Raw genomic sequence first — 20,797 nt, forward strand, 5'->3', positions numbered from 1 at the left:
TATTTAATAGATATCGTTATTTTCTTTCTTTTTGAATTCTAGTTTTGCTCCTTCAATCAAATCTTTGAATAAAACCACATTGTTTTCCAGATCTTTCCCATTCAGTTTTACTGATTCAACTAAAAATCGTTCTGGAGAATTATTTTCTACTTTTATTTGAATGCTTTTCCCTGAGTAATAATCCGAATTAAGCTGAATTGTAATTTCATCGAATGCCGGACTACCCGTTTGCATACTTGGATTCTCACTCGTTAAACCAGCTACATCAAACAAACCGATTGATGCCATAACATACCAAGCGCCTAACTGACCTTGATCTTCATCTTGTCCATAACCGTATCCATGAATTGGATCGGCTCCATAAAATTCGTTGCAAATTGTTCTAGTCCAGAATTGTGTTTTTTCTGGTTCTCCTGAGAAGTTATACAACCAAGGAATGTGCAAACTTGGCTGATTTCCATGATTGTAAATGGTTTTTACGCCAGCAAATGCATCAATTTCTTTTCCGCCACCAAAGCCATTCTTTTGCGATGTAATAAATATAGAATCCAACCTTTCGTTAAAGCGATCTTGTCCAATCTTGCTCACCAAATTGGGAACATCATGAGGAACGTAGAAACTATATTGCCACGAATTTCCTTCCTGAAATCCTCTCCAAGCTTCTAAAGGATCAAAATTAGAAATGAACACTCCATTTTCATTTTTCGGACGAATAAATCCAGTAGAGGAATCGAATATATTTTGCCAACTCCCCGAGAGCTTGCTTAATAGATTCGCCTCGCTTGTTTTGTTTAATTTTTTGGCAAATTGAGCAACAGCATGCGCCGAAAAAGAATATTCGAGAACGTGAGATGCTGAAAATGCACTTGCTTCTGGAATGTCTCCCCATTCTTCCTGATGCGGAATAAAGCCATTCTCCAAAAAGCTTTTCACATCCATTTTACCAGCGCCAAGTGGTCTATTTTCCCAAGCCAACTCATTAGCTAAAGCTGATTCAAATGCTAAATCAGTATCGTAATTTCTGATGCCACAATTGTAAGCCGAAGCAATGATCAAACCAACGTAATTAGTCCCTACACCCGAAACATATCGACTGTTTGCCAAGCCATCGCTAAACCATCCCGTATCTTTATAAACCTGAAGATGAGTCTGAACAAAATCGTTGTAATATTCGGGCCAAACCAAAGTCCAAAGCTGAGTCAAGTTCCAAAATGCTCCCCAAACAGCATCGGTATTGTAAAAATTAAATTGTGGTGTTCCATCTTTTTTTAAGGGTAACTGACCAACGCTTCCATCATTTTTGGGATAGGCTCCATTCACATCATTTGCAACTCCTCTGCCCAACAAAGCATGATATAGTCCAGTATAAAATTTTGTTTTATCGGTTTCAGAACCGCCTTTTACCAAAATTTTATTCAATTCCGTATTCCAAATTCCATTGGCTTCTTCTTTGGTTTGAGCGAATGGTTTTGCCTCAGCTTCCAAATTTTTATAAGCATTCTCTACCGATGTATACGATAAAGCCACCTGAACCTCTATTATTTCCTTCTTTTTGGTCGTAAAGGAAAAATAGAAACCTGCTCCTTTACCAGATATTTCTGATTGATTCGTAAAAATAGAATCTCCTCGAAACGAACCGAAATCCGTCATTGCCTTGTTCAACTTGGCAACAAAATACATGGAAACCGTAGAGCCTTTTTGATATTTCTTCACATACTCGGGTGCAGTTTCGACCCAAGCTTCAACCGTAAAATCATCAACTTTTTTCACCTCAGCATTTACCACCTTACCACTTTCTCCTTGCTGATTTCCAATATCAAACAGCAAGTTTGCTTTTTTGTTTGCTGGATAAGTGTACTGATGAATCGCCACTCGTTGGGTAGCCGTTAGTTCGGCAGTAATTTCGTAATCTGCCAAATCAACTTTATAATAACCTGGTTGAGCAATTTCCGTTTCTTTATTAAATCTGGAACGGTAACCTAAATCTGGATTCTCCAATTCTCCAGGAGTTGTGATCAACTTTCCCGTAGTTGGCATCAAAACAATTCCTCCCAATTGGAATTCATGAACATTGGCAAAACCTTCAATCGACTCGTGTCTATCATCATATCCAACTGCTTCCCAACCCCATTTGTTTCCATAGTGGCCATTGGTTGATGGTGCTGGTTTTGCCATCCCGAAAGGAAGAGCGGCTGGCGTATAAAAAAACCATCTGCTATGAGCCGTTCCAATATTTGGATCAACATAGCTCACTAAATCCTCTTTTGTATTGCAGGAGCCAAAAAATAAAAGAGATCCAAACAAAAGAAAATAATTCATTGTTCTAATGTTTGAACATACTATTGAGCAAACGTTTTTAACAAAAAGAAAAAGCCCCATATTTATAAGATTTTTAATTATATCAGATAAAAACCAGCAAAGAAACAGAATTACATGTGTTGCAATTGGCTTTTTACCAACAACCAGAATTCCTCGTCCAACAATTGTGCTCCGCCCACAAAAGCAGCAGTCTCCTGAAGCGTTGAATATTTAACCTTCAACTTAAAGTGATACTCACTAAACTTCTCATTCATTGCATGATCAAATAAATAGGATGCTTTTGAAATGTTTCCTCCAAACACAATGGCTTCCACATTGAATTTTGTAATCCACGGACTTAAAAAAACAGCCAATTTCTCCCCAAAATCCATAAACAATTCCTTTGCCTCCTTATTCTCTTTTGACAAACTTGCAATTTCCTTTACGCCACTTGTTTTAATCCCAGTACGATCGAAAAATCGATTAATCAAACCGCGAGTAGAAAAATAATCGTCAGCAATACCACTTTCGAAAGGCAAATGCCAAATACAGCCATTCTTAGGTACTGTATCCTCTGTAATGACCGGAATTCCCTCTGACAGAAAAGCGGAGCCTAAACCAGTTCCTAAGGTGATTGCTAAAGAATGTTTAGCCTCTTTTAGTTCGCCTGAAAAATATTCTCCAATGGCAAAAGCAGTGGCATCATTTATAAATCGAATGGGCAAGTCTTCCCAAGCCAAGTTTTTCTGAATTGCCAGTCGCAAATTCTCTTTGTATAAGTTTTGAAACTTAGCATTCTCCCCTGTCAACAGTGCAATTCCATTCACATAATCAAAGGGTCCTGGCATCGCAATACCAATTCCCACAAGTTCATCTGCATTAATCTTGGCTATGCACGATCGCAATAAGCCTCCAAATGCAGATACAATTTCTTCTTTACTGCCTTGGTTATTTAAAGATATCTCAGAAATACTATCAGCAATTATGCTTCTATTATTTAAATTATAGGCCGCACAACTGATATGACTTCCTCCTACATCAACACCAATGGATATTTTATTTTTCATGCTCAAATGGAATTATCGTGTTATGGTAATCGAATAGGTAAACTTTTCGGCGATATAAAAACCAATGTTGTATTCCAAAGCACGATCGCCTGGATCGGACACGTAACGTTCGCGAACCAAAACCGGATCACCTTGCTTAATTTGTAAACGATCGGCTGTAATTTTAGTAGCTAGTCTCGCTTTAATTTCTTCTTTGGAAATAGATGGCACAACATGGTAGTCATTTTCTAAAATACCGTACAATGGTTTCTTAAAATCCTCCTTACCCGTAAGACCAATTCGTGGATGAAAATAACTCTCGAAATAGACAAACGGACCATCGGAAAATCCTCTTAATCGAGACAAACAAAGAATTTTTTCGCCTTCTGGGATATTAAAAAAACGCGCAATTTTAGCAGATGCTTTTACCCAATTCGCTTCAATCAAAAAATTCACAAAATCAACGCCTTTGTCCGTCATTTCCTGAGTGAAACTCTGCCAATTATCTAGATTGGTTGTGATTCCTTTCTCAGCTACTTTGGTACCAATTCCTTTTTTACGAATCAGCAAACCTTCGTATTCCAACTTATTGGTTGCTTGTCGCAAAGTATTCCTCGAAATCCCCAAACGCTTCGCCAAATCAACCTCTTTCGGCAAAAAGCCACCATTCTTATACTCTGAGAGCTCAATCATCTCTCTTAGCAAACTCTCTACTTGAGCGTGCAAAGGAAGCGGACTGCTGTGATTTATTTTCAATTCCATTTTGTGCATATGTTTGAACATGTCAAATTTATGCAATAATTTTTAATTCTCTAAATATATTTGGCAGAATGACTTTACTGTATAAAAAAAGCCCACCCTAAGGTGAGCTTGCAGCAATTATAAATCGTTTAAATATGGTATTTAAAATAGCATTAACTAGACAATGCATTTGCTCCGGAAACAATCTCCAAAATTTCGTTGGTAATTGCCGACTGACGAGCTTTGTTGTAGGTCAAATTCAGATCCTGAATCAAATCAGAAGCATTATCTGTAGCCTTATGCATTGCTGTCATTCTTGCTCCGTGTTCTGATGCAAAAGAATCAAGCATTGCTTTAAAAAATTGTGTTTTTAATGATTTTGGAATCAACTCTCCAAGAATTTCTTCCTGATTGGGTTCAAAAATATATTCTGTCTGATTATTCAGATCCTCTTCGGGTTGCACCACAGGCAAAAACTGTTCGGTAGTTAATATTTGTACTCCCGCATTTTTAAATTGATTGTAAACTAATTCTACTTTATCATATTTCCCTTCTACAAACTCCTTCATCACCGAAGTAGCAATTGCTGAAACATTTTCAAAGCTCAAATTATCGTACACATGATTGTGCTCTCCAACAACATGATAAGTCTTCTTCAGAATTTCAAACCCTTGTTTTCCAATTGCTAATACATGAAGAGAATCTCGCTGATATTGCTCGTAATAAGTACTACCCGCTAAAATGGTAACTTGCTTAATTACATTTGCATTAAACCCACCACACAAACCTTTGTTAGAAGTTATCGCAACCAACAAAACCTTTTCAGGCCTTCTCTCAACACCATACAAATTATCATCCGAATTAGTCAAACTCCCAGTTAAGTTGGACAAAATCTCATGTAATTTATCAGCAAACGGACGAATTTGTACGATAGCATCCTGAGCCTTTTTTAGCTTGGCAGCAGAAACCATTTTCATCGCAGCAGTAACCTGTTTGGTTTTCTGAACCGACGAAATACGAGTACGAATTTCTTTTAAATTAGCCATCTATTCCAATTAATAATTAATGAGTAATCAAGTACATCCTAAATTACTCATTATTAATTACTTATTTTTAACTATTTGTATTTTGCAGATAACTCAGCCGCAACAGATTTCAAAATATCTTGCGCTTCTTGAGTATATTTTCCCGATCCAAGCTCCGCCAACACATCTTTATGTTTCATCGCCATAAAATCAAGAAATTCAATTTCAAATGCTTTTACCTTATTAACAGGAACATTACGCAACAATCCTTGTGATCCACAATACAAAATAGCAACCTGCTTATCCACAGTAAATGGAGAATATTGTCCTTGTTTCAAGATTTCCACATTCTTCGAACCTTTGTCCAAAACTGCTCGGGTTGCTGCATCCATATCGGAACCAAACTTAGCAAAAGCCTCTAATTCACGATATTGTGCCTGATCTAACTTTAAAGTACCGGCAACTTTTTTCATCGATTTAATTTGCGCATTACCTCCCACACGAGATACCGAAATACCAACGTTAATTGCCGGACGAATACCCGAATTAAAAAGATCCGACTCTAAGAAAATCTGACCATCAGTAATTGAAATTACATTGGTTGGAATGTAAGCCGATACGTCACCAGCTTGTGTTTCGATAATAGGAAGTGCAGTTAAAGAACCTCCTCCTCTAATAATCGATTCGCCATTTTTATCCTTTGCATTTTTCAAACTCTCAGGTAAATCATTCATCTGACGAGCAATAGCGTCCGAATTAATAATTTTAGCAGCACGCTCTAATAGTCTGGAGTGCAAGTAAAATACATCACCTGGATATGCTTCACGTCCTGGTGGACGACGAAGTAGTAGAGAAACCTCACGATAGGATACCGCTTGTTTCGATAAATCATCATAAATAATTAATGCCGGACGACCTGTATCGCGGAAGAACTCTCCAATGGAAGCTCCTGCAAAAGGTGCATAAAACTGCAATGCTGCTGGATCCGCAGCTGTTGCCATCACAATCACCGTATAGGCCATCGCACCATGTTCCTCAAGAATTCGAGCGATATTTGCTACGGTAGAACCTTTCTGTCCTATAGCAACATAGATACAGTAAACCGGCTCTCCTTTGTCGTAAAATTCTTTTTGATTGATAATGGTATCAATTGCAATTGCAGTTTTACCAGTCTGACGGTCACCAATGATTAACTCCCGTTGTCCACGTCCAATTGGAATCATCGCATCAATCGACTTTAAACCTGTTTGTAAAGGCTCAGTTACCGGCTGACGATACAATACTCCTGGAGCTTTACGTTCCAATGGCATTTCGTAGGTCACCCCTTTAATTTCCCCTTTTCCATCCAATGGTTCACCAATGGTATTGATGACACGTCCCAACATTCCCTCACCAACATTAATAGAGGCAATACGCTTGGTTCGTTTTACAACATCACCTTCCTTAATACCTTGAGATTCTCCCAAAAGTACAGCTCCGACATTGTCCTCTTCGAGGTTCAATACAATACCTAAAACGCCATTTTGGAATTCAATCAGCTCGTTGGATTCAACGTGCGATAAACCGTAGATGCGGGCGATACCATCCCCAACTTGCAATACGGTTCCGACTTCTTCCAGTTCTGCCTCGGTTTTTAATCCTTGTAATTGCTGCTTTAGGATTTCCGAAACTTCTGCAGGTTTAATACTAGCCATATTTAATTTTTATTTAGTCAGAGTTTAATCCGATTTGAAATTCTATTTCATATGATTTGAAAGCAATTCGCGCTTAATAAGAGTCAACTGATTGCTAATGCTAGCATCCAACTGTTGATCTTCAATTCGAAGCACAAATCCACCAATAATTTCTTTGTCAACGACTTCCTTCAACTCAATTTTTGCATTAAAAGATTTGGAAAGTAACTCGCTCAACTTGCTGTTACTATCTTTCTCAACAGCAATTGCTGATGTAAGTGTTGCTGCTAGAACCCCTTTGTCTTTACGACACAATGCTAAAAAATTACGCGAGATATCTTTTAAGTAAATTTCACGACGATTCTGCACCACTAAATCTAAAAACTTAAGTGTTGTCTCGTTAATTTTCTCTCCAAATAGCTGCTTTATCGCAGCTCGTTTTTGAGAGGTTTTCACCACCGGACTTTCCACCATAAGCCAAAATTCAGGAATTGTTTTACAAACCTCATCTACCAGCTGTATGTCACTAGTTACGGACTCTATTAAGTTCTCTTCTTTTCCTAACTCAAAAAGAGCTTTGGCATAACGAACCGATATTTTACTTTCGTTCATATTTTTAGATATGAGTAATAAGTATCAAAATGATTTACAGCGACAAATTTATGCTGAACAAATCCTGATTAACTCATTAATTAATTCAACTTTACTTCGTCCATTAACTTTTTGAAATAATCCTTTTGTTGCTGATCATCAGCAAATTGCTGGCGAAGAATTTTCTCGGCAATTTCGACAGAAAGAAGTGCAACCTGAGCTTTAATTTCATTCAAAGCGGCAGCTTTTTCTCCTTCAATGTTTAATCGAGCCGACTCAATCACCTTATCCGCTTCAAGAGTCGCTTTTTGTTTAGCTTCACTCACCAACTTACCACCCATCTCTTTTGCTTCTTTAAGCATTGCCTCACGCTCTTTTCTTGCTTCCTGAAGTATTCGCTCATTGTCAGCTTGTAATGCCGCCATTTCGTCTTTAGCACGCTCAGCAGAACGAAGAGCACCCTCGATGGAGTCTTCCCGTTCTTTTAATGCACTTAATATCGGTTTCCAAGCAAACTTTTTCAGGATAAATAATACAATGGCAAATGCCAAAAGCATCCAAATAAAAGTTCCTAATTCTGGTGTTACCAAGCCCATGTTATTCTATTTTTAATTCACTTAAAGTGATGTTAACATCCAAATAGATTCCACAATTTACCGCAGGCAATCCCCTCTGGTAAATTGTGGATAATGCTATTACAATACGATAGCTAACAAACAAATGATAATCGCAAAAAATGCAGCACCTTCAATAAGGGCGGCAGCAACGATCATGTTTGAACGAATATCTCCAGAAGCTTCTGGTTGACGGGCAATACTCTCAAGAGCAGAACCACCAATTTTACCGATACCGATACCAGCACCAATAGCAGCTAAACCTGCTCCAAAAGCAGCACCCATTTTGGCAATGCCCATACTTGCAGCAGCCTGAAGAAGAATTGATAATGTAATCATAGCGTTTTTAATTAAATGATAAAAAACTATTAAAGCTCCTATTCTTTAAGGAGTGAAAAATTCTTAATGATGTTCTTCTTCTGTTGCCATACCAAAGTAAAGCGCAGAAAGAAGCGTAAATACATATGCCTGAATTAAGGCTACCAAAAGCTCAAGCAAATTCATGAATACAACAAATAGTACAGAAACAACAGAGGTTCCTAAACCCAATGCAGTATTTATTTGTCCGAAAATAAAAATCAAACTAACAAATGCCAGCACAATCATATGTCCTGCCGTAATATTGGCAAAAAGTCGAACCATCAATACAAATGGTTTTGTGAAAACACCCATCACTTCCACCAAAGGCATCAATGGAATCGGAAATTTTAACCACCAAGGAACTCCAGGTGTATTTACGATGTGTTTCCAATACGATTTATTGGCGTTAATAGATGTAATTGCGAAAGTAAACAAGGCTAATACCATTGTAATGGTAATGTTTCCCGTTACGTTTGCACCTCCTGGTAAAAATGGAACCATTCCCATTAAATTATTCAACCAAATAAAGAAAAAGATAGTTAACAAATACGGCATGTATTTCTCGTACTTCTTTTCTCCAATAGCAGGTTTTGCAACCTCATCACGCACAAAAAGAATAATAGGTTCCATTACCGATTGCATCCCTTTAGGCGCTTTGCCTTTTCGGATAGTATATGCTTTTGCTACCGAGATAAACACCCAAAGTAGTATTGCCATACTTATTAGCATTGCAACCACATTTTTGGTCATGGAGATATCAAATGGACGAACTTCCTGTCCGTTCACTAATTCAACCACTTTACTTCTGTATTCGCCTTCGGTGGCTATTGAAAAATTTTTGTAACTAGCGTGTCCATGATGAAAATTACTAGACAGAAACATATGAAAACCAGAACTCTGGGAATAAACAATCACTGGTAAAGGCATGGTTGCATGAAAATCACCAATACTAAAAACATGCCAATCGTAGGCATCAGCAATATGATCCATTATAAAACTTCCTGGCTCAAACTTTTCTTTTTCGTGTGTCTCTTGGGATGCAGGTTCTGCATGCTCATCGCTAGAGGCAAAAACCGTAGAAACACTTACTGCTAAGAAGAAAACCAATAGAAATCGATGAATATTTTTCATACGTAAATGACTTACTTTTAATAGATGCCAAAAAGTTTGGCTTGAAACAAATCCCAAACGAAACTGTTCGAGGCTTATTAGATCTGAATGGTTAAAAAATAAATTCAAAACCGTTACGGATGAATGCTAATTTGTAAAATGATTACTCATTCGTTACACCTTAGCATTTTCCAAATAAAACGGGGCTTTTTTAATATTGTCATCCAAATTTAATAAAAAAACGCATGCATTAGACTTTTTAAAATTATTTAACATTTTAAGACCTTAAAGTATTGGATAAGCACACCACATCGTAAGCTGTGTACACCACATAACAAAAGCCAAAAAACAGAACAAAACTCAATGCTTGTGCACGATTCAGCAATACAAAAAAGATTACAAAACTTAGATGTGAAAATAGCTTTATTCCAAACCATGCCATATAATTTGTATTAAAACTCCTAGGATTATCCTTTGCAGTTTTAAGCAATCGATAGTGCTGAAGGGAACTAATTAGGAAAAAATACAAAATAACAAAAGGAAAAACATAGTTGAACCATGGTTTTAATAGTGTCAAATACATCACAACTGAAAGGAGTAATAGAACTCCCGAAATAATTCCTAAGTTTCGAATGTATTTTTTAATTGATTTTTCCATAGTCGAATTTAACTGCGTCTACTTACTTTTAAAAAAATCTTTTAACGCGAAATATAAAGATAAAACAACTCCACCAAAAGCGCCAATAATTGTGAATAAAGGAAATTCATTTTTCAGATATTCATCGAATTTAATTCCGCCAAACAATACTATAAGAATTATAGCAATCATTTGAAATGCAAGACCAGAATATTTTGCTAAACTGCTTACTTGCTTTTTTCGTTTCTCGATGGAGTTATTAGACTCTTCTTTACTTTTTTTCATCTTTTTTGGGAGCTGGCTCGCCCATTTTACAGGTTCCTGTGAATTTGGCACCTGGCTCAACAGAAATTTTATCGGTGGTAATATTTCCTAAAATAACTGCAGTATTTTTTAAGTTAACCATTTCCGACGCAATAATATTGCCCTCTACCATTCCCGAAACATCAATTGTTTTGCAATGTACATCCCCTTGAATTTTACCAGTATTTCCTACTACAACTTTTCCATTCACTTTCATTTTCCCATTCAAAAATCCATCAATTCGAATATCTCTAGATGCTTGAATATCTCCTGTTATTGATGTTCCGTCGCAGATTAAATTAACCGCGGTTGGTTGTACTTCGTTGTTTTTGCTCATTTTATTTTTTTTGCTAAACATGTTAATATCCCATTGAATTTATAAACCTGAATTGTTAAAACATTCATTATCACTAACGAAGTCGTATTTTTGTTACGAAAAAAGCTATTCTTCTATTATCTCACCAAAGTTTCGCTTTCGATTAATTTCATCTGTAATAACAAATCAACTCCCTTTTATAAAAAAAAGTATTTTTGAATTAAAAAAGAACTTGTGTTATTCATTTACAAGCCTTACAAATATAAAAATTTGGATGAACAAAACCACTCTTTTAAAATGATTCCACCAAAAAAAAGGCCCCCAAAATTGGAGGCCCTATTATATACTTGCTTAGTTGTAATTTATTTTGGATCGTAACCCCATTTTATAAAAATAGAGCCCCAAGTAAAACCAGCACCAAATCCCGAAAGGATAAGCTTATCGCCTTTACTTAATTGATCTTCCCACTCCCATAAACACAATGGAATTGTAGCTGAGGTAGTATTACCATATCTTTCAATATTGATCATTACTTTCTCTTTTGCTAATCCCATTCGTTTTGCGGTAGCTTCGATAATACGATTATTTGCCTGATGTGGTACTAACCAGGTTAAATCATCCGCTGTCATATTATGCTTTTCCATCATTTCAACAGAAACATCGGCCATATTGGAAACAGCATGCTTAAATACATGATTTCCTTCCTGATAAATAAAATGCTCGCGAGCATCTACTGTTTCATGACTAGCAGGTCTGCAAGAGCCACCCGCTTTTTGATGCAAATGTTTTCTTCCAAAACCTTGAGTATGCAACATTTCATCAATAATACCAACATCTTCAGTAGTTGGCTCCAACATAACTGCTGCAGCTCCATCTCCAAATATCGGACAAGTCTGACGATCTGTATAATCAACGATAGCGGACATCTTCTCAGCACCAACAACGATCACCTTCTTATACATTCCAGATTGGATGTATTTTGAACCAGTAGCCAATGCGAACAAGAACCCAGAACAACCTGCATTTAAATCAAAACTAAATGCATCGTTAATGCCTACTTTATCGCTTATAATATTAGCCGTTGCCGGGAATTGCATATCAGGAGTTACTGTTGCGCAAATCAACAAATCCACATCCTCAGGTGAAGTATTGGTTTTTCTCAAAAGCTCTTCAACCGCTTTTGCTCCCAAATCTGAAGATCCTTTTCCTTCGCCTTTTAGAATTCTTCTTTCCTTAATACCAATACGAGTCATGATCCACTCATCGGTTGTATCAACCATGGTGCTTAATTCCTCATTGGTAAGAACGTAGTCTGGAACATATGCTCCAACACCAGTTATTACTGCATTAATTTTTGACATTCTTCTAGCTTACTTAGTGTTTATCAGATAGATTCAGCGTTCTACTTACACAGAAATCCACTAAAAACAAATATAACCGAGACCAATTACAACTCAACCCACTAACGGAACAAAGCAATAAAAATCCTCTTTAATCTGTAAAATGAAACTGTATAATAAGCAAAATTGCTCCCAAGTTGTACCTGAGGAGCAAATTCACATATTGCGTTTAACCTAAATAACTTAACTTAGGTTATGCTGTAACTTTCTTTTCGATCGCCAATTTACCTCTGTAGTAACCGCATTCAGGGCAAACAGTATGATATTTAACAGTTGCTCCACAATTTGAGCAAGATGCTAAAGTAGCTGGAGTCGCTTTAAGATGAGTTCTTCTCTTATTTCTTCTCTGCTTCGACGTTCTGTGTTTTGGATGTGCCATTTTTCAACCTATTTAACTAATTATTATCAATCAATTTTCTTAAATCATTCCATCTTGGATCGATGACTTGTTCATCGTTCACTGTATGTTCATTCAATTTCTGAATCATTTCTTCGTCACAAGTACTATTTCCATCTTCATCCTCGGGATGAACAAAGCTTAAAGGCAAGCTAAGTGAAAACAACTCGTAGATATATTGTGCTGTTTCCAATTCGTTTACCGCTTCAGAAATCACAATAACATCATCGGCCAACTCCTCATTCTCCTCTCCAAATTTGACATAAACAGAGCTTTCTCCACTTACTTCCATATTAAATTCTTCGAGGCAACGATCACAGGCCACTTTCATTATCCCATCCAATTCAATGGTAAGAGTCATCACCAAAGTTTTTTTCTCGAGAGTGACTTTCACCGAGGCATCAACTTGGTATGCATCTTCCTGTTGAAAATGCTCAAAGAATTTTTCATCGATAGTAAAATCAAATACATGCTTACCATCTTTTAATCCTTTGAAAGGAATCGTATATTTTGCTAGATAATCCAAAATATTCTAATAAAACTTTGCAAAAGTATAAAAATTAATCATACGTTTTCATAAATCTCAACATCTTTTTTAGCAATTTTGATCAATTACTAAACTGAATTACAGTTTCAATGACAAAACTCCCTTGAAAACGGGCTGCAAAAATAGGTAGATCTTTGGTAGATTCAAAAAAAAAACTGCTATTTGAAAATCAAACAGTTCAATTTAAAGGCAAAATAATCCTAAAAACCGCACCATTACCCATTTCTGAGCTAACAACAAATATTTTTCCACGATGATAATTTTCAATAATTCTTTTCGAAAGAGACAATCCTAGCCCCCATCCTCTCTTTTTTGAGGTGAATCCGGGCTTAAAAATCGTCTTAAATTGGTTTCTAGCGATCCCTTTTCCGGTATCGCTGATATCAATTATCAATTGATTTGCTTTATTTAAAACCATAAATTTCAAACTTCCTTTACCTTCCATTGCATCTACGGCATTTTTCGACAGGTTTTCGATCACCCACGAAAATAATTCTTTATTTAGAGGAATTTCTGCAGTATCAACGCCAACAATATCCAAACTAAAATCAACCTTATCGGAAGTTCTCTTTTTTAAATATTCAATACTGCTGCTAAGTACCTCCAAAATATTCGTAACCTTTAATACGGGTTTTGAACCAATTTTTGAGAAACGCTCTGCAATCACCTCCAACCTATCCACATCTTTTGCCATTTCGACGGACAACTGTGGGTCGATTTCTCCCGATTTTATCAGCTCCATCCATGCCATTAAAGAGCTAATGGGCGTTCCTAACTGATGCGCAGTTTCTTTTGACATTCCTACCCACACTTGATTCTGTTCGGCTGATTTTGAATACGAAAATGCTAAAAATGCAATCAAAATAAAGGTGATGATCGCTCCTAATTGAATAAAAGGATACCAAGCTAATTGTTTTAAAAGACTCGAATCATCGAAATAGATGTAGTTTTTTCCATTAACAAGCTCTATTTCAATAAAATGTTCAGCCTTCTTCATTTCCTGAAGTTTTTCCTTTAAAACCACCTCTTCGTTCCTTTTCGATAACTTAATATTTCTATGATCTACAATATTTTCATCATCATCGATTAGGATTACCGGAATAGTTTCATTTTGTTCTAAAATTCGATTAATCAGTGAAACATCCTGATCGGGATTCAATTGCAAGCTACGCATTCCTTCGGCCCACAATTCAATTTTCTTCACCTCTTCGTTGGCTAACTTCCCCACCAAAGTGTTAGTGTAAACAATTGATCCAAATACGATTACGATGGCAATTAGTAAAAAATAAAATTTCCAATGCCGATTTTTCAGATAGATATCCAAGATGTTTGAGTGCTAAGGTTTCACATAAAGATAACGACAAATCTGTTTATTTCTTATCTCAAGAAAACTACTTATTTAAGTTGGCATAAAATTCGATTATAGCTCTTGCATTTTCCTTCGGATCATCCTTTTCAAGTGCGATGGAATAAATCGTTTGGTTTTTTCGCTTCTGCTGTCCGTGCAAATACGCTTTATCGTAATAAGTTAAGGTAATATCTGCAACAGTATGAAAATCGCCTCTATCGAGACTCTCGAATGCATTCTTCACATTTAATCCACCCAGTCTTTTCTCAATTTTCAGAACCAGGTTTTTTAAATCTTCTATTTGAAAACAAGCATACTCTCTCACCAGCCTCTCAATTCGCTCTTCTTTAGGGATTTGCATATTAACAACACCAGCTTTTCTCATTCTAAGAAATAACACATCATTAATCCAAACAGATCCTACGGCATTACTTTCATCTTCGATCCAAATGGTTTTTTGAAAATTGAAGCTCGACCAAATTCTGGCCAACTCATTTTCAAAATTCTCATTTGTAGGTTGATCGGCCTGTCCTAAAGCTCCAAAAACTGACCCTTTATGATTTGCCACTCCCTCTAAATCGAGCACTTGGTGTCCCAATTTAATCATTTCGTGCAACACTTCTGTTTTGCCACTTCCTGTCATTCCTCCCAAAATAACAATCTCAGCTTTCTCCTCAAACAATTCCCGATTATAGCCTCTGTATGCTTTGTAACCGCCATTTAACAGATATACTGTAAACCCAGCAGTCTCGAACAGCCAAGCCATGCTTCCGCTTCTCATACCACCTCTCCAACAATGTATCAATATTTTTTTTCCGGGAGCTATTTTTTTTGCCTGTCTTACGAAACGTGCCAATTTTGGTCCTACCAATTCCAAGCCTAACAAAACAGCAGCATCCTTCCCTGCTCTTTTATATTTAGTACCTACAACAACTCTTTCCTCGTTGGTGAAAATTGGTAAATTATGAGCACCGGGTATATGTCCAGTCTCAAATTCTGCTGCAGTTCTAACATCAACCATAGGTAATGATTTACCCATCTCAAGAAATTCTTTTGGATCAAGTATCGTAGCCATTTTTTCCTTATTCTATCAATAAAAATAGCACGTAGTGATTACGTGCTGTTAAATTTAAATTATCTTTTAAACTAGGTTTCAAGAAACTCGCCTAGTATTGAACTGGAGCCCTTGGAGCGATTTTCCCCTCGGGGCGCAATTGCTTTTATCAGTTTTCGAATTGGCATGGATTGCAACCAAACTTTCCCCGTTCCTCGTAAAGTAGCCAGGAATATTCCTTCACCACCAAATATCATTGATTTTAATCCTCCGGCCTTTTCAATCGAAAAATCGATACCTTCTTCAAAGGCAACAACGCAACCAGTATCCACCCGAAGTGTTTGATTTAGTAAACTTTTCTCAATAACCGTTCCTCCGGCATGCACAAACGCTTTCCCGTCACCCTGAAGTTTTTGCAGTATAAACCCTTCGCCTCCAAATAATGCGGAACCTATTTTTTGATTGAAGGTAATGCTCACTTTTGTACCTAAAGCAGCACACAAAAAGCCATCTTTCTGAACAATTAAAGATCCGCCTGTTTTACTTAGGTCGATCGGCATAATTGTGCCTGGATAAGGAGCTGCAAAACCTACTCTGGATTTTCCTGGTCCGGTATGTGTAAAATGAGTTAAAAATAGGGATTCGCCGGTTATTAGACGAGAACCTGCCGATAAGAGCTTACTAAATAAGCCTTTTTCTGGTTCGGAGCCATCGCCCATTTTCGTTTCGAAACTAATTCCTTCTTCCATGTACGACATGGCACCAGCTTCGGCAATAACCGTCTCATTATGATCCAACTCAATTTCCACTAACTGAATGTCATCTCCAAATATCTTATAATCTACTTCGTGTGATTTCATTTGTCTCTGATGAGTTATTAATTAAGAATGTATTACTAAGTCTTTTACTAATTTTCCCAACAAGTTACAAAATCGGTTGGAGTTAACTAAGCCGATGTAAATTTTTTCTAATTCTTAATTTTTAGATTCTATATTTACTATCCTCATCCTCCATAATCATCCCCAAATAACTTTCGTATCTGGTGATACAGATATCTCCGATTTCAACCGCAGCCTTTACAGCGCATCTTGGTTCATGAACATGTGTACAGTTGTTGAATTGGCACTGCGCTGAAGTTTTAAAAATTTCCGGAAAAAAGTGAGACATTTCTTCCTTTCCCATATCAATTGTCCCAAAACCTCTAATTCCAGGAGTATCAATAATATACCCTTCGAAATCTAACTCAAACATTTCGGAAAAAGTGGTAGTATGTTTTCCTTGAGAGTGCGCTTCTGAAATTTCCCCTGTTTTTAAATCCAGTCCAGGCTGTATGGCATTAATTAAAGTGGATTTACCAACTCCAGAATGCCCTGATAATAAATTTATTTTCCCTTTTAAAACACCTCTAATAACCTCTAAATGTGTCCCTTGTTTGGCTGAAATTTCGTAACATTTGTAGCCAATTTTTTCGTAGGTATTTTTTAATTCTGCCAATCGTTTTACGTCATTGGGACGATACCTATCAATTTTATTAAAAATAAGATTTACAGGAATTCGATAAGCTTCTGCAGCAGCTAAAAAACGATCGATAAACGTAGTCGTAGTAAGTGGATAATTAACTGTAACGATTAAAAATGCCTGATCGATATTTGCCGCAATTATTTGACTGTGCTTTGATAAATTGGAAGATTTACGAATGATGTAATTCTTCCGATCGTGAATCTTCACAATTACGTTCGCCTCAGGCTCCTCTTCAAAATCTACTTTATCCCCAACCGATATCGGGTTGGTTGTGCGAATTCCATCCATTCGAAACCGCCCTTTTATACGGCAATTATGAATTTTCCCATCGTTGGATTTTACGGTATACCAACTTCCTGTCGATTTGATTACTAATCCTTCTTTCAATGTTCTTATTTTTATTACAAAAGTAGTTGATTTGAAGCAAATTTAAACAAATGTATTGCTTTTTCTGAGTTTTTAATTTATCTCTTCGGTGAAATTAACCACTAAAGGCTTTTCTTTTTTTTATCTTTATTCGCTTTAAATAAAACATACACTATGCGAAAAATAATAAGTTACAATGTAAATGGAATTAGAGCCGCCCTTGGAAAAGACTTTATTGGATGGTTAAAACAGGAGGATCCGGATATTCTTCTTATCCAGGAAACTAAAGCACAACCAGAACAAATAGAAACTCCTCTTTTTGAGGAATTAGGCTACCATTGCTACTGGTTTTCGGCAGTAAAAAAAGGGTATAGTGGCGTTGGAATTTTGAGTAAGGTGAAGCCCGACAAGGTAGTTGTTGGAGTGGACAACGCAAAATATGATGTGGAAGGAAGGGCAATTAGAGCCGATTTTGGAGATGTTTCGGTTTTTAGCACCTATCACCCATCAGGAACTACCGGAGGCCCACGACAGGATTATAAAATGGAATGGCTGGCCTATTTTCAGGATTACATTACTGAACTAAAAAAAGAAAGACCTAATTTAATTATTGGAGGCGATTATAATATCTGCCACAAAGAAATAGATATCAGTAAGCCAGAAAAGAAAAAAGGAGTTTCTGGATTCTTACCTGAAGAAAGAGAATGGGTGAGCCAGTTTCTTGAGAGTGGATTTATTGATAGTTTCAGACTGTTTGATTCATCTCCAGATAAATACAGTTGGTGGAGCTACAGAGCAGGATCTAGAGGGAAAAATTTAGGATGGAGGATTGATTACCACATGGTTAGCGAATCGCTTCGCGAGCAACTAAAAGGAGGTTCCATATTAGCCGACGTTGTTCATTCCGATCATTGTCCGATTGTTGTTGAAGTAGATTTTTAATTTTCGGTATAAAAAAATTAAGCTCCCGAAAAGCCTTTCCTTTTCGGGATTTTCTATTTACCACATACTCAACAGTTGTACGCAAACCATTAGCAAGACCATGGCAATAGGATAAACCGTTGCATAGGCGATAGAAGGAGCGGAAGAATCGGTCATTCCATCAACTGCTGCTAAACCGGGTGTACTAGTCATACTTCCAGTAAGGGTTCCTAATAAATTTAGAATGTTCATTTTTAGAACAAAATGACCAATTAAGGTTGTTATAATCATTGGCAACAAAGTAATTCCAATACCAATTGCAAATAATATAAATCCAGACTCTTTAAATGTTTCCACTAAATGAGATCCTGCACTTGTTCCAACCACAGCAAGAAACATTAGTAGTCCTAATTGGCGTAGCAGTTGATTCGATGAACCCGACATGGTCCATAAAACAGGTCCTGTTTTTCCAATTCTACTTAAAATTAAGGCAACCATTAAAACACCTCCGGTTAATCCCAGACTAAAAGTAAACTCATCGGTGAAGGATATTTTTAATTTACCAACTAAAACCCCTAATACGATTCCTGCAGCTACAGGAAAAAAATCGGTATCGGATAATTTCTTACTGTCGTTCCCAAATAAATGATGAATATTGTTGATGTTTGCAGTTCCGCACGCCACTACCAACTTATCTCCAAAACGAATTACAGAATTGGAACTTGCAACAATATCAATTCCCGCTCTCCGAATTCTGGTAACACGAGCATTGTAATTGGCTAAAACATTTAATTGTCCTAAAGTTTTATTTACCACTTGTTTATTGGTAACCAGAATTGATTCCACCACATAATCGCTACTCAGTGGAATTTTTTCGTTCGTTTCATCACCAATAATAAGTCTTGCCTTTTCGATAGCTTGTTCGGTGCCAATTAACTTTACAATATCTCCTCTTTCGAGAATAGTGGTTGGTAAGGGTACAATAGATTTTCCTTGGTGCATTATTCTGGAAATATTGGCTTGAGTCATGGAACGAATCTTTAACTCTTTAATGCTTTTACCTACTATATTTTCATTCTCAACAATCAGATTTTTATTTACTAATTCCGGATATTGCTCCAACACTTCCTTCTCTAAATTCTCTGCCTCTTTTTGAATATCAACACCAGTAAATTTAGGATATAACCTTACAAATAAAATAACTCCAATTACTCCAAAAGGGTATGCAATACCATAACCGATAGATGCCAATGGCGATTGAGTCGATTCAATTGCAGCGGCCAGACCAGGTGTACTTGTTAAGGAGCCTGTAAGTAAACCAATAGCAATATTCATATCTACCTGAAATACAATAACAAACAAAAGAGTTATTAAGGACGCACTACCAACCAAAATAAAAGCAAGCAGGATTAATTCTCTCCCATTCTTCTTAAAGGATTCAAAAAAACCAGGCCCAGCCTGAATTCCAATGGTGAAAATAAATAATGTTAATCCTATTTTTTGAATGTCGATTGGAATAGTAACACCATAATGTCCAAAGACCAGAGCTACGAATATTACAGCAGAAACATCCAGAGATATCCCTTTAACTTTGATGTTTCCAACTATAAAACCAATTGCAACAATTAAAAATAAGACAAAATAGCTAGATGATAATAAATCCATTAAGAAGTTTTTTTTGAAGAATATGAAAAGTACAGACTGATCTGTTTACAGGAGCACAAAGGTAAAAAATCAAATTAAAAAAAGCGGTTGAAAAAAAATTCAACCGCTTTAAGATTATTTTGCAGAGCTTATTTCAACAAAAAATTAAAATCGTCTTTCGGGCTCAATTCGTAGGCTTTCACATCTTTCTTAAAGATTCGACAATTGTGTTTACCAATCAATTTTATTTTTCCATTTTCAACCAAAAACATACTTCCCTCTCTTAAACCGGCAATATATATATTTGGATTAACCACCATAAATTCGTTAATTCTATCTTCTCGAGTCTCTCCTCCGTGACCATCGGGATTTTTATCCAGATAGTGCGGATTAATCTGAAACGGAATTAAATTTAAGGCATCAAATCCCAAAGGATCGATAATCGGCATATCATTCGTAGTTTTAATGGTTGGACAAGCCAAATTAGAACCTGCACTCCATCCAATGTAAGGCATATTTCCACTTATAACTTTCCTACGAATTACCTCGGTTAGCTTATTTTTATGCACCAAATGAAGCATGTTCCAAGTACTTCCACCACCAACCACAATTGCGGTAGCATCTTCAACGGCTTTCACAGGATCATCGAAATGATGTATTGACACCACATCGTGTCCTACTTCATTAAATTTAGCTTTTACTTTGGCTTCGTAATCATCGAAAGAAACAGTTACCCCTGCATAGGGGATAAATAAAGCCTTAACTGGCTTTTCTCCTAAAAACTCTTTGATGTTATTTTTGGGATAATCTAAATATTCTTCCCCGGCCATGGTGGAGTTACTAATCAATAATAATCTCATTTATGTAGAATTTAGTTTAAGTAGC

The 20,797-nt window shown here is 36.6% G+C and carries 22 protein-coding genes; 1 reads left to right on the plus strand and 21 read right to left on the minus strand.

Annotated elements, in window-relative coordinates; translation table 11 throughout:
• Nucleotides 1-3: 3 nt before the first annotated feature.
• The 19 genes from BZG02_RS08965 to rsgA all read right to left on the minus strand — a co-directional run bounded on the left by BZG02_RS08965 (nt 4) and on the right by rsgA (nt 17,368).
• Nucleotides 4-2,319 carry a GH92 family glycosyl hydrolase gene (locus BZG02_RS08965; RefSeq protein WP_218972199.1) on the minus strand — a complete coding sequence of 772 codons (2,316 nt, stop codon included), beginning with the start codon at nt 2,317-2,319 and terminating at the stop codon, nt 4-6.
• A 110-nt stretch (nt 2,320-2,429) separates the two neighbouring features.
• Nucleotides 2,430-3,365 carry an ROK family protein gene (locus tag BZG02_RS08970; protein ID WP_101261085.1) on the minus strand — a complete coding sequence of 312 codons (936 nt, stop codon included), beginning with the start codon at nt 3,363-3,365 and terminating at the stop codon, nt 2,430-2,432.
• Between the two features lie 12 nt (nt 3,366-3,377).
• Nucleotides 3,378-4,106 (minus strand): GntR family transcriptional regulator, encoded by a 729-nt coding sequence (locus BZG02_RS08975; RefSeq protein ID WP_101261207.1) that lies wholly within the window; start codon nt 4,104-4,106, stop codon nt 3,378-3,380.
• A 152-nt stretch (nt 4,107-4,258) separates the two neighbouring features.
• Nucleotides 4,259-5,131 carry an ATP synthase F1 subunit gamma gene (atpG, locus tag BZG02_RS08980; RefSeq protein ID WP_101261086.1) on the minus strand — a complete coding sequence of 291 codons (873 nt, stop codon included), beginning with the start codon at nt 5,129-5,131 and terminating at the stop codon, nt 4,259-4,261.
• Between the two features lie 71 nt (nt 5,132-5,202).
• Complete coding sequence (atpA, locus tag BZG02_RS08985) at nt 5,203-6,804, minus strand: F0F1 ATP synthase subunit alpha (RefSeq protein WP_101261087.1); 1,602 nt, start codon at nt 6,802-6,804, stop codon at nt 5,203-5,205.
• Nucleotides 6,805-6,846: 42 nt separating this feature from the next.
• Nucleotides 6,847-7,395, minus strand: a complete 549-nt coding sequence (atpH, locus tag BZG02_RS08990; RefSeq protein ID WP_101261088.1) for an ATP synthase F1 subunit delta — start codon at nt 7,393-7,395, stop codon at nt 6,847-6,849.
• Between the two features lie 80 nt (nt 7,396-7,475).
• On the minus strand, nt 7,476-7,970 hold the full coding sequence (locus BZG02_RS08995) for a F0F1 ATP synthase subunit B (RefSeq protein WP_101261089.1): 495 nt from the start codon (nt 7,968-7,970) through the stop codon (nt 7,476-7,478).
• 99 nt (nt 7,971-8,069) lie between these two features.
• A complete protein-coding gene (gene atpE, locus BZG02_RS09000) occupies nt 8,070-8,327 on the minus strand; it encodes an ATP synthase F0 subunit C (RefSeq protein WP_245868072.1) in 258 nt (85 codons plus the stop codon).
• Between the two features lie 63 nt (nt 8,328-8,390).
• Nucleotides 8,391-9,479: a F0F1 ATP synthase subunit A gene (gene atpB / locus BZG02_RS09005; protein WP_101261090.1), complete on the minus strand. Its 1,089-nt coding sequence runs from the start codon at nt 9,477-9,479 to the stop codon at nt 8,391-8,393.
• Between the two features lie 256 nt (nt 9,480-9,735).
• A complete protein-coding gene (locus BZG02_RS09010) occupies nt 9,736-10,116 on the minus strand; it encodes a hypothetical protein (protein WP_101261091.1) in 381 nt (126 codons plus the stop codon).
• 18 nt (nt 10,117-10,134) lie between these two features.
• Nucleotides 10,135-10,380 (minus strand): AtpZ/AtpI family protein, encoded by a 246-nt coding sequence (locus tag BZG02_RS09015; protein ID WP_101261092.1) that lies wholly within the window; start codon nt 10,378-10,380, stop codon nt 10,135-10,137.
• Complete coding sequence (locus tag BZG02_RS09020) at nt 10,367-10,735, minus strand: bactofilin family protein (RefSeq protein ID WP_101261209.1); 369 nt, start codon at nt 10,733-10,735, stop codon at nt 10,367-10,369. Before BZG02_RS09020 ends, BZG02_RS09015 begins: the two co-directional genes overlap by 14 nt.
• 341 nt (nt 10,736-11,076) lie before the next feature.
• Nucleotides 11,077-12,075, minus strand: a complete 999-nt coding sequence (locus BZG02_RS09025; protein ID WP_101261093.1) for a beta-ketoacyl-ACP synthase III — start codon at nt 12,073-12,075, stop codon at nt 11,077-11,079.
• Between the two features lie 232 nt (nt 12,076-12,307).
• Complete coding sequence (gene rpmF / locus BZG02_RS09030; protein WP_101261094.1) at nt 12,308-12,493, minus strand: 50S ribosomal protein L32; 186 nt, start codon at nt 12,491-12,493, stop codon at nt 12,308-12,310.
• 16 nt (nt 12,494-12,509) lie between these two features.
• Nucleotides 12,510-13,037, minus strand: coding sequence for a YceD family protein (locus BZG02_RS09035; protein ID WP_101261095.1), 528 nt, complete (start codon nt 13,035-13,037; stop codon nt 12,510-12,512).
• Nucleotides 13,038-13,236: 199 nt separating this feature from the next.
• Nucleotides 13,237-14,382, minus strand: a complete 1,146-nt coding sequence (locus tag BZG02_RS09040) for a sensor histidine kinase (RefSeq protein WP_218972200.1) — start codon at nt 14,380-14,382, stop codon at nt 13,237-13,239.
• Between the two features lie 67 nt (nt 14,383-14,449).
• A complete protein-coding gene (gene mnmH, locus BZG02_RS09045) occupies nt 14,450-15,481 on the minus strand; it encodes a tRNA 2-selenouridine(34) synthase MnmH (protein WP_101261097.1) in 1,032 nt (343 codons plus the stop codon).
• Nucleotides 15,482-15,552: 71 nt separating this feature from the next.
• Nucleotides 15,553-16,320 carry a TIGR00266 family protein gene (locus tag BZG02_RS09050; protein WP_101261098.1) on the minus strand — a complete coding sequence of 256 codons (768 nt, stop codon included), beginning with the start codon at nt 16,318-16,320 and terminating at the stop codon, nt 15,553-15,555.
• Between the two features lie 121 nt (nt 16,321-16,441).
• Nucleotides 16,442-17,368, minus strand: a complete 927-nt coding sequence (gene rsgA / locus BZG02_RS09055; RefSeq protein ID WP_101261099.1) for a ribosome small subunit-dependent GTPase A — start codon at nt 17,366-17,368, stop codon at nt 16,442-16,444.
• A gap of 153 nt (nt 17,369-17,521) precedes the next feature.
• Between rsgA and BZG02_RS09060 the strand changes: the two genes are divergently transcribed.
• On the plus strand, nt 17,522-18,289 hold the full coding sequence (locus BZG02_RS09060; protein WP_101261100.1) for an exodeoxyribonuclease III: 768 nt from the start codon (nt 17,522-17,524) through the stop codon (nt 18,287-18,289).
• Nucleotides 18,290-18,346: 57 nt separating this feature from the next.
• Here the strand turns inward: BZG02_RS09060 and BZG02_RS09065 are convergent, their stop codons facing one another.
• A complete protein-coding gene (locus BZG02_RS09065) occupies nt 18,347-19,933 on the minus strand; it encodes an aspartate:alanine exchanger family transporter (RefSeq protein WP_101261101.1) in 1,587 nt (528 codons plus the stop codon).
• Nucleotides 19,934-20,061: 128 nt separating this feature from the next.
• Complete coding sequence (gene pepE, locus BZG02_RS09070) at nt 20,062-20,772, minus strand: dipeptidase PepE (protein ID WP_101261102.1); 711 nt, start codon at nt 20,770-20,772, stop codon at nt 20,062-20,064.
• Nucleotides 20,773-20,797: the final 25 nt, after the last annotated feature.

It is taken from the genome of Labilibaculum filiforme (genome assembly GCF_002843315.1).
GTDB classification, from domain to species: domain Bacteria; phylum Bacteroidota; class Bacteroidia; order Bacteroidales; family Marinifilaceae; genus Labilibaculum; species Labilibaculum filiforme.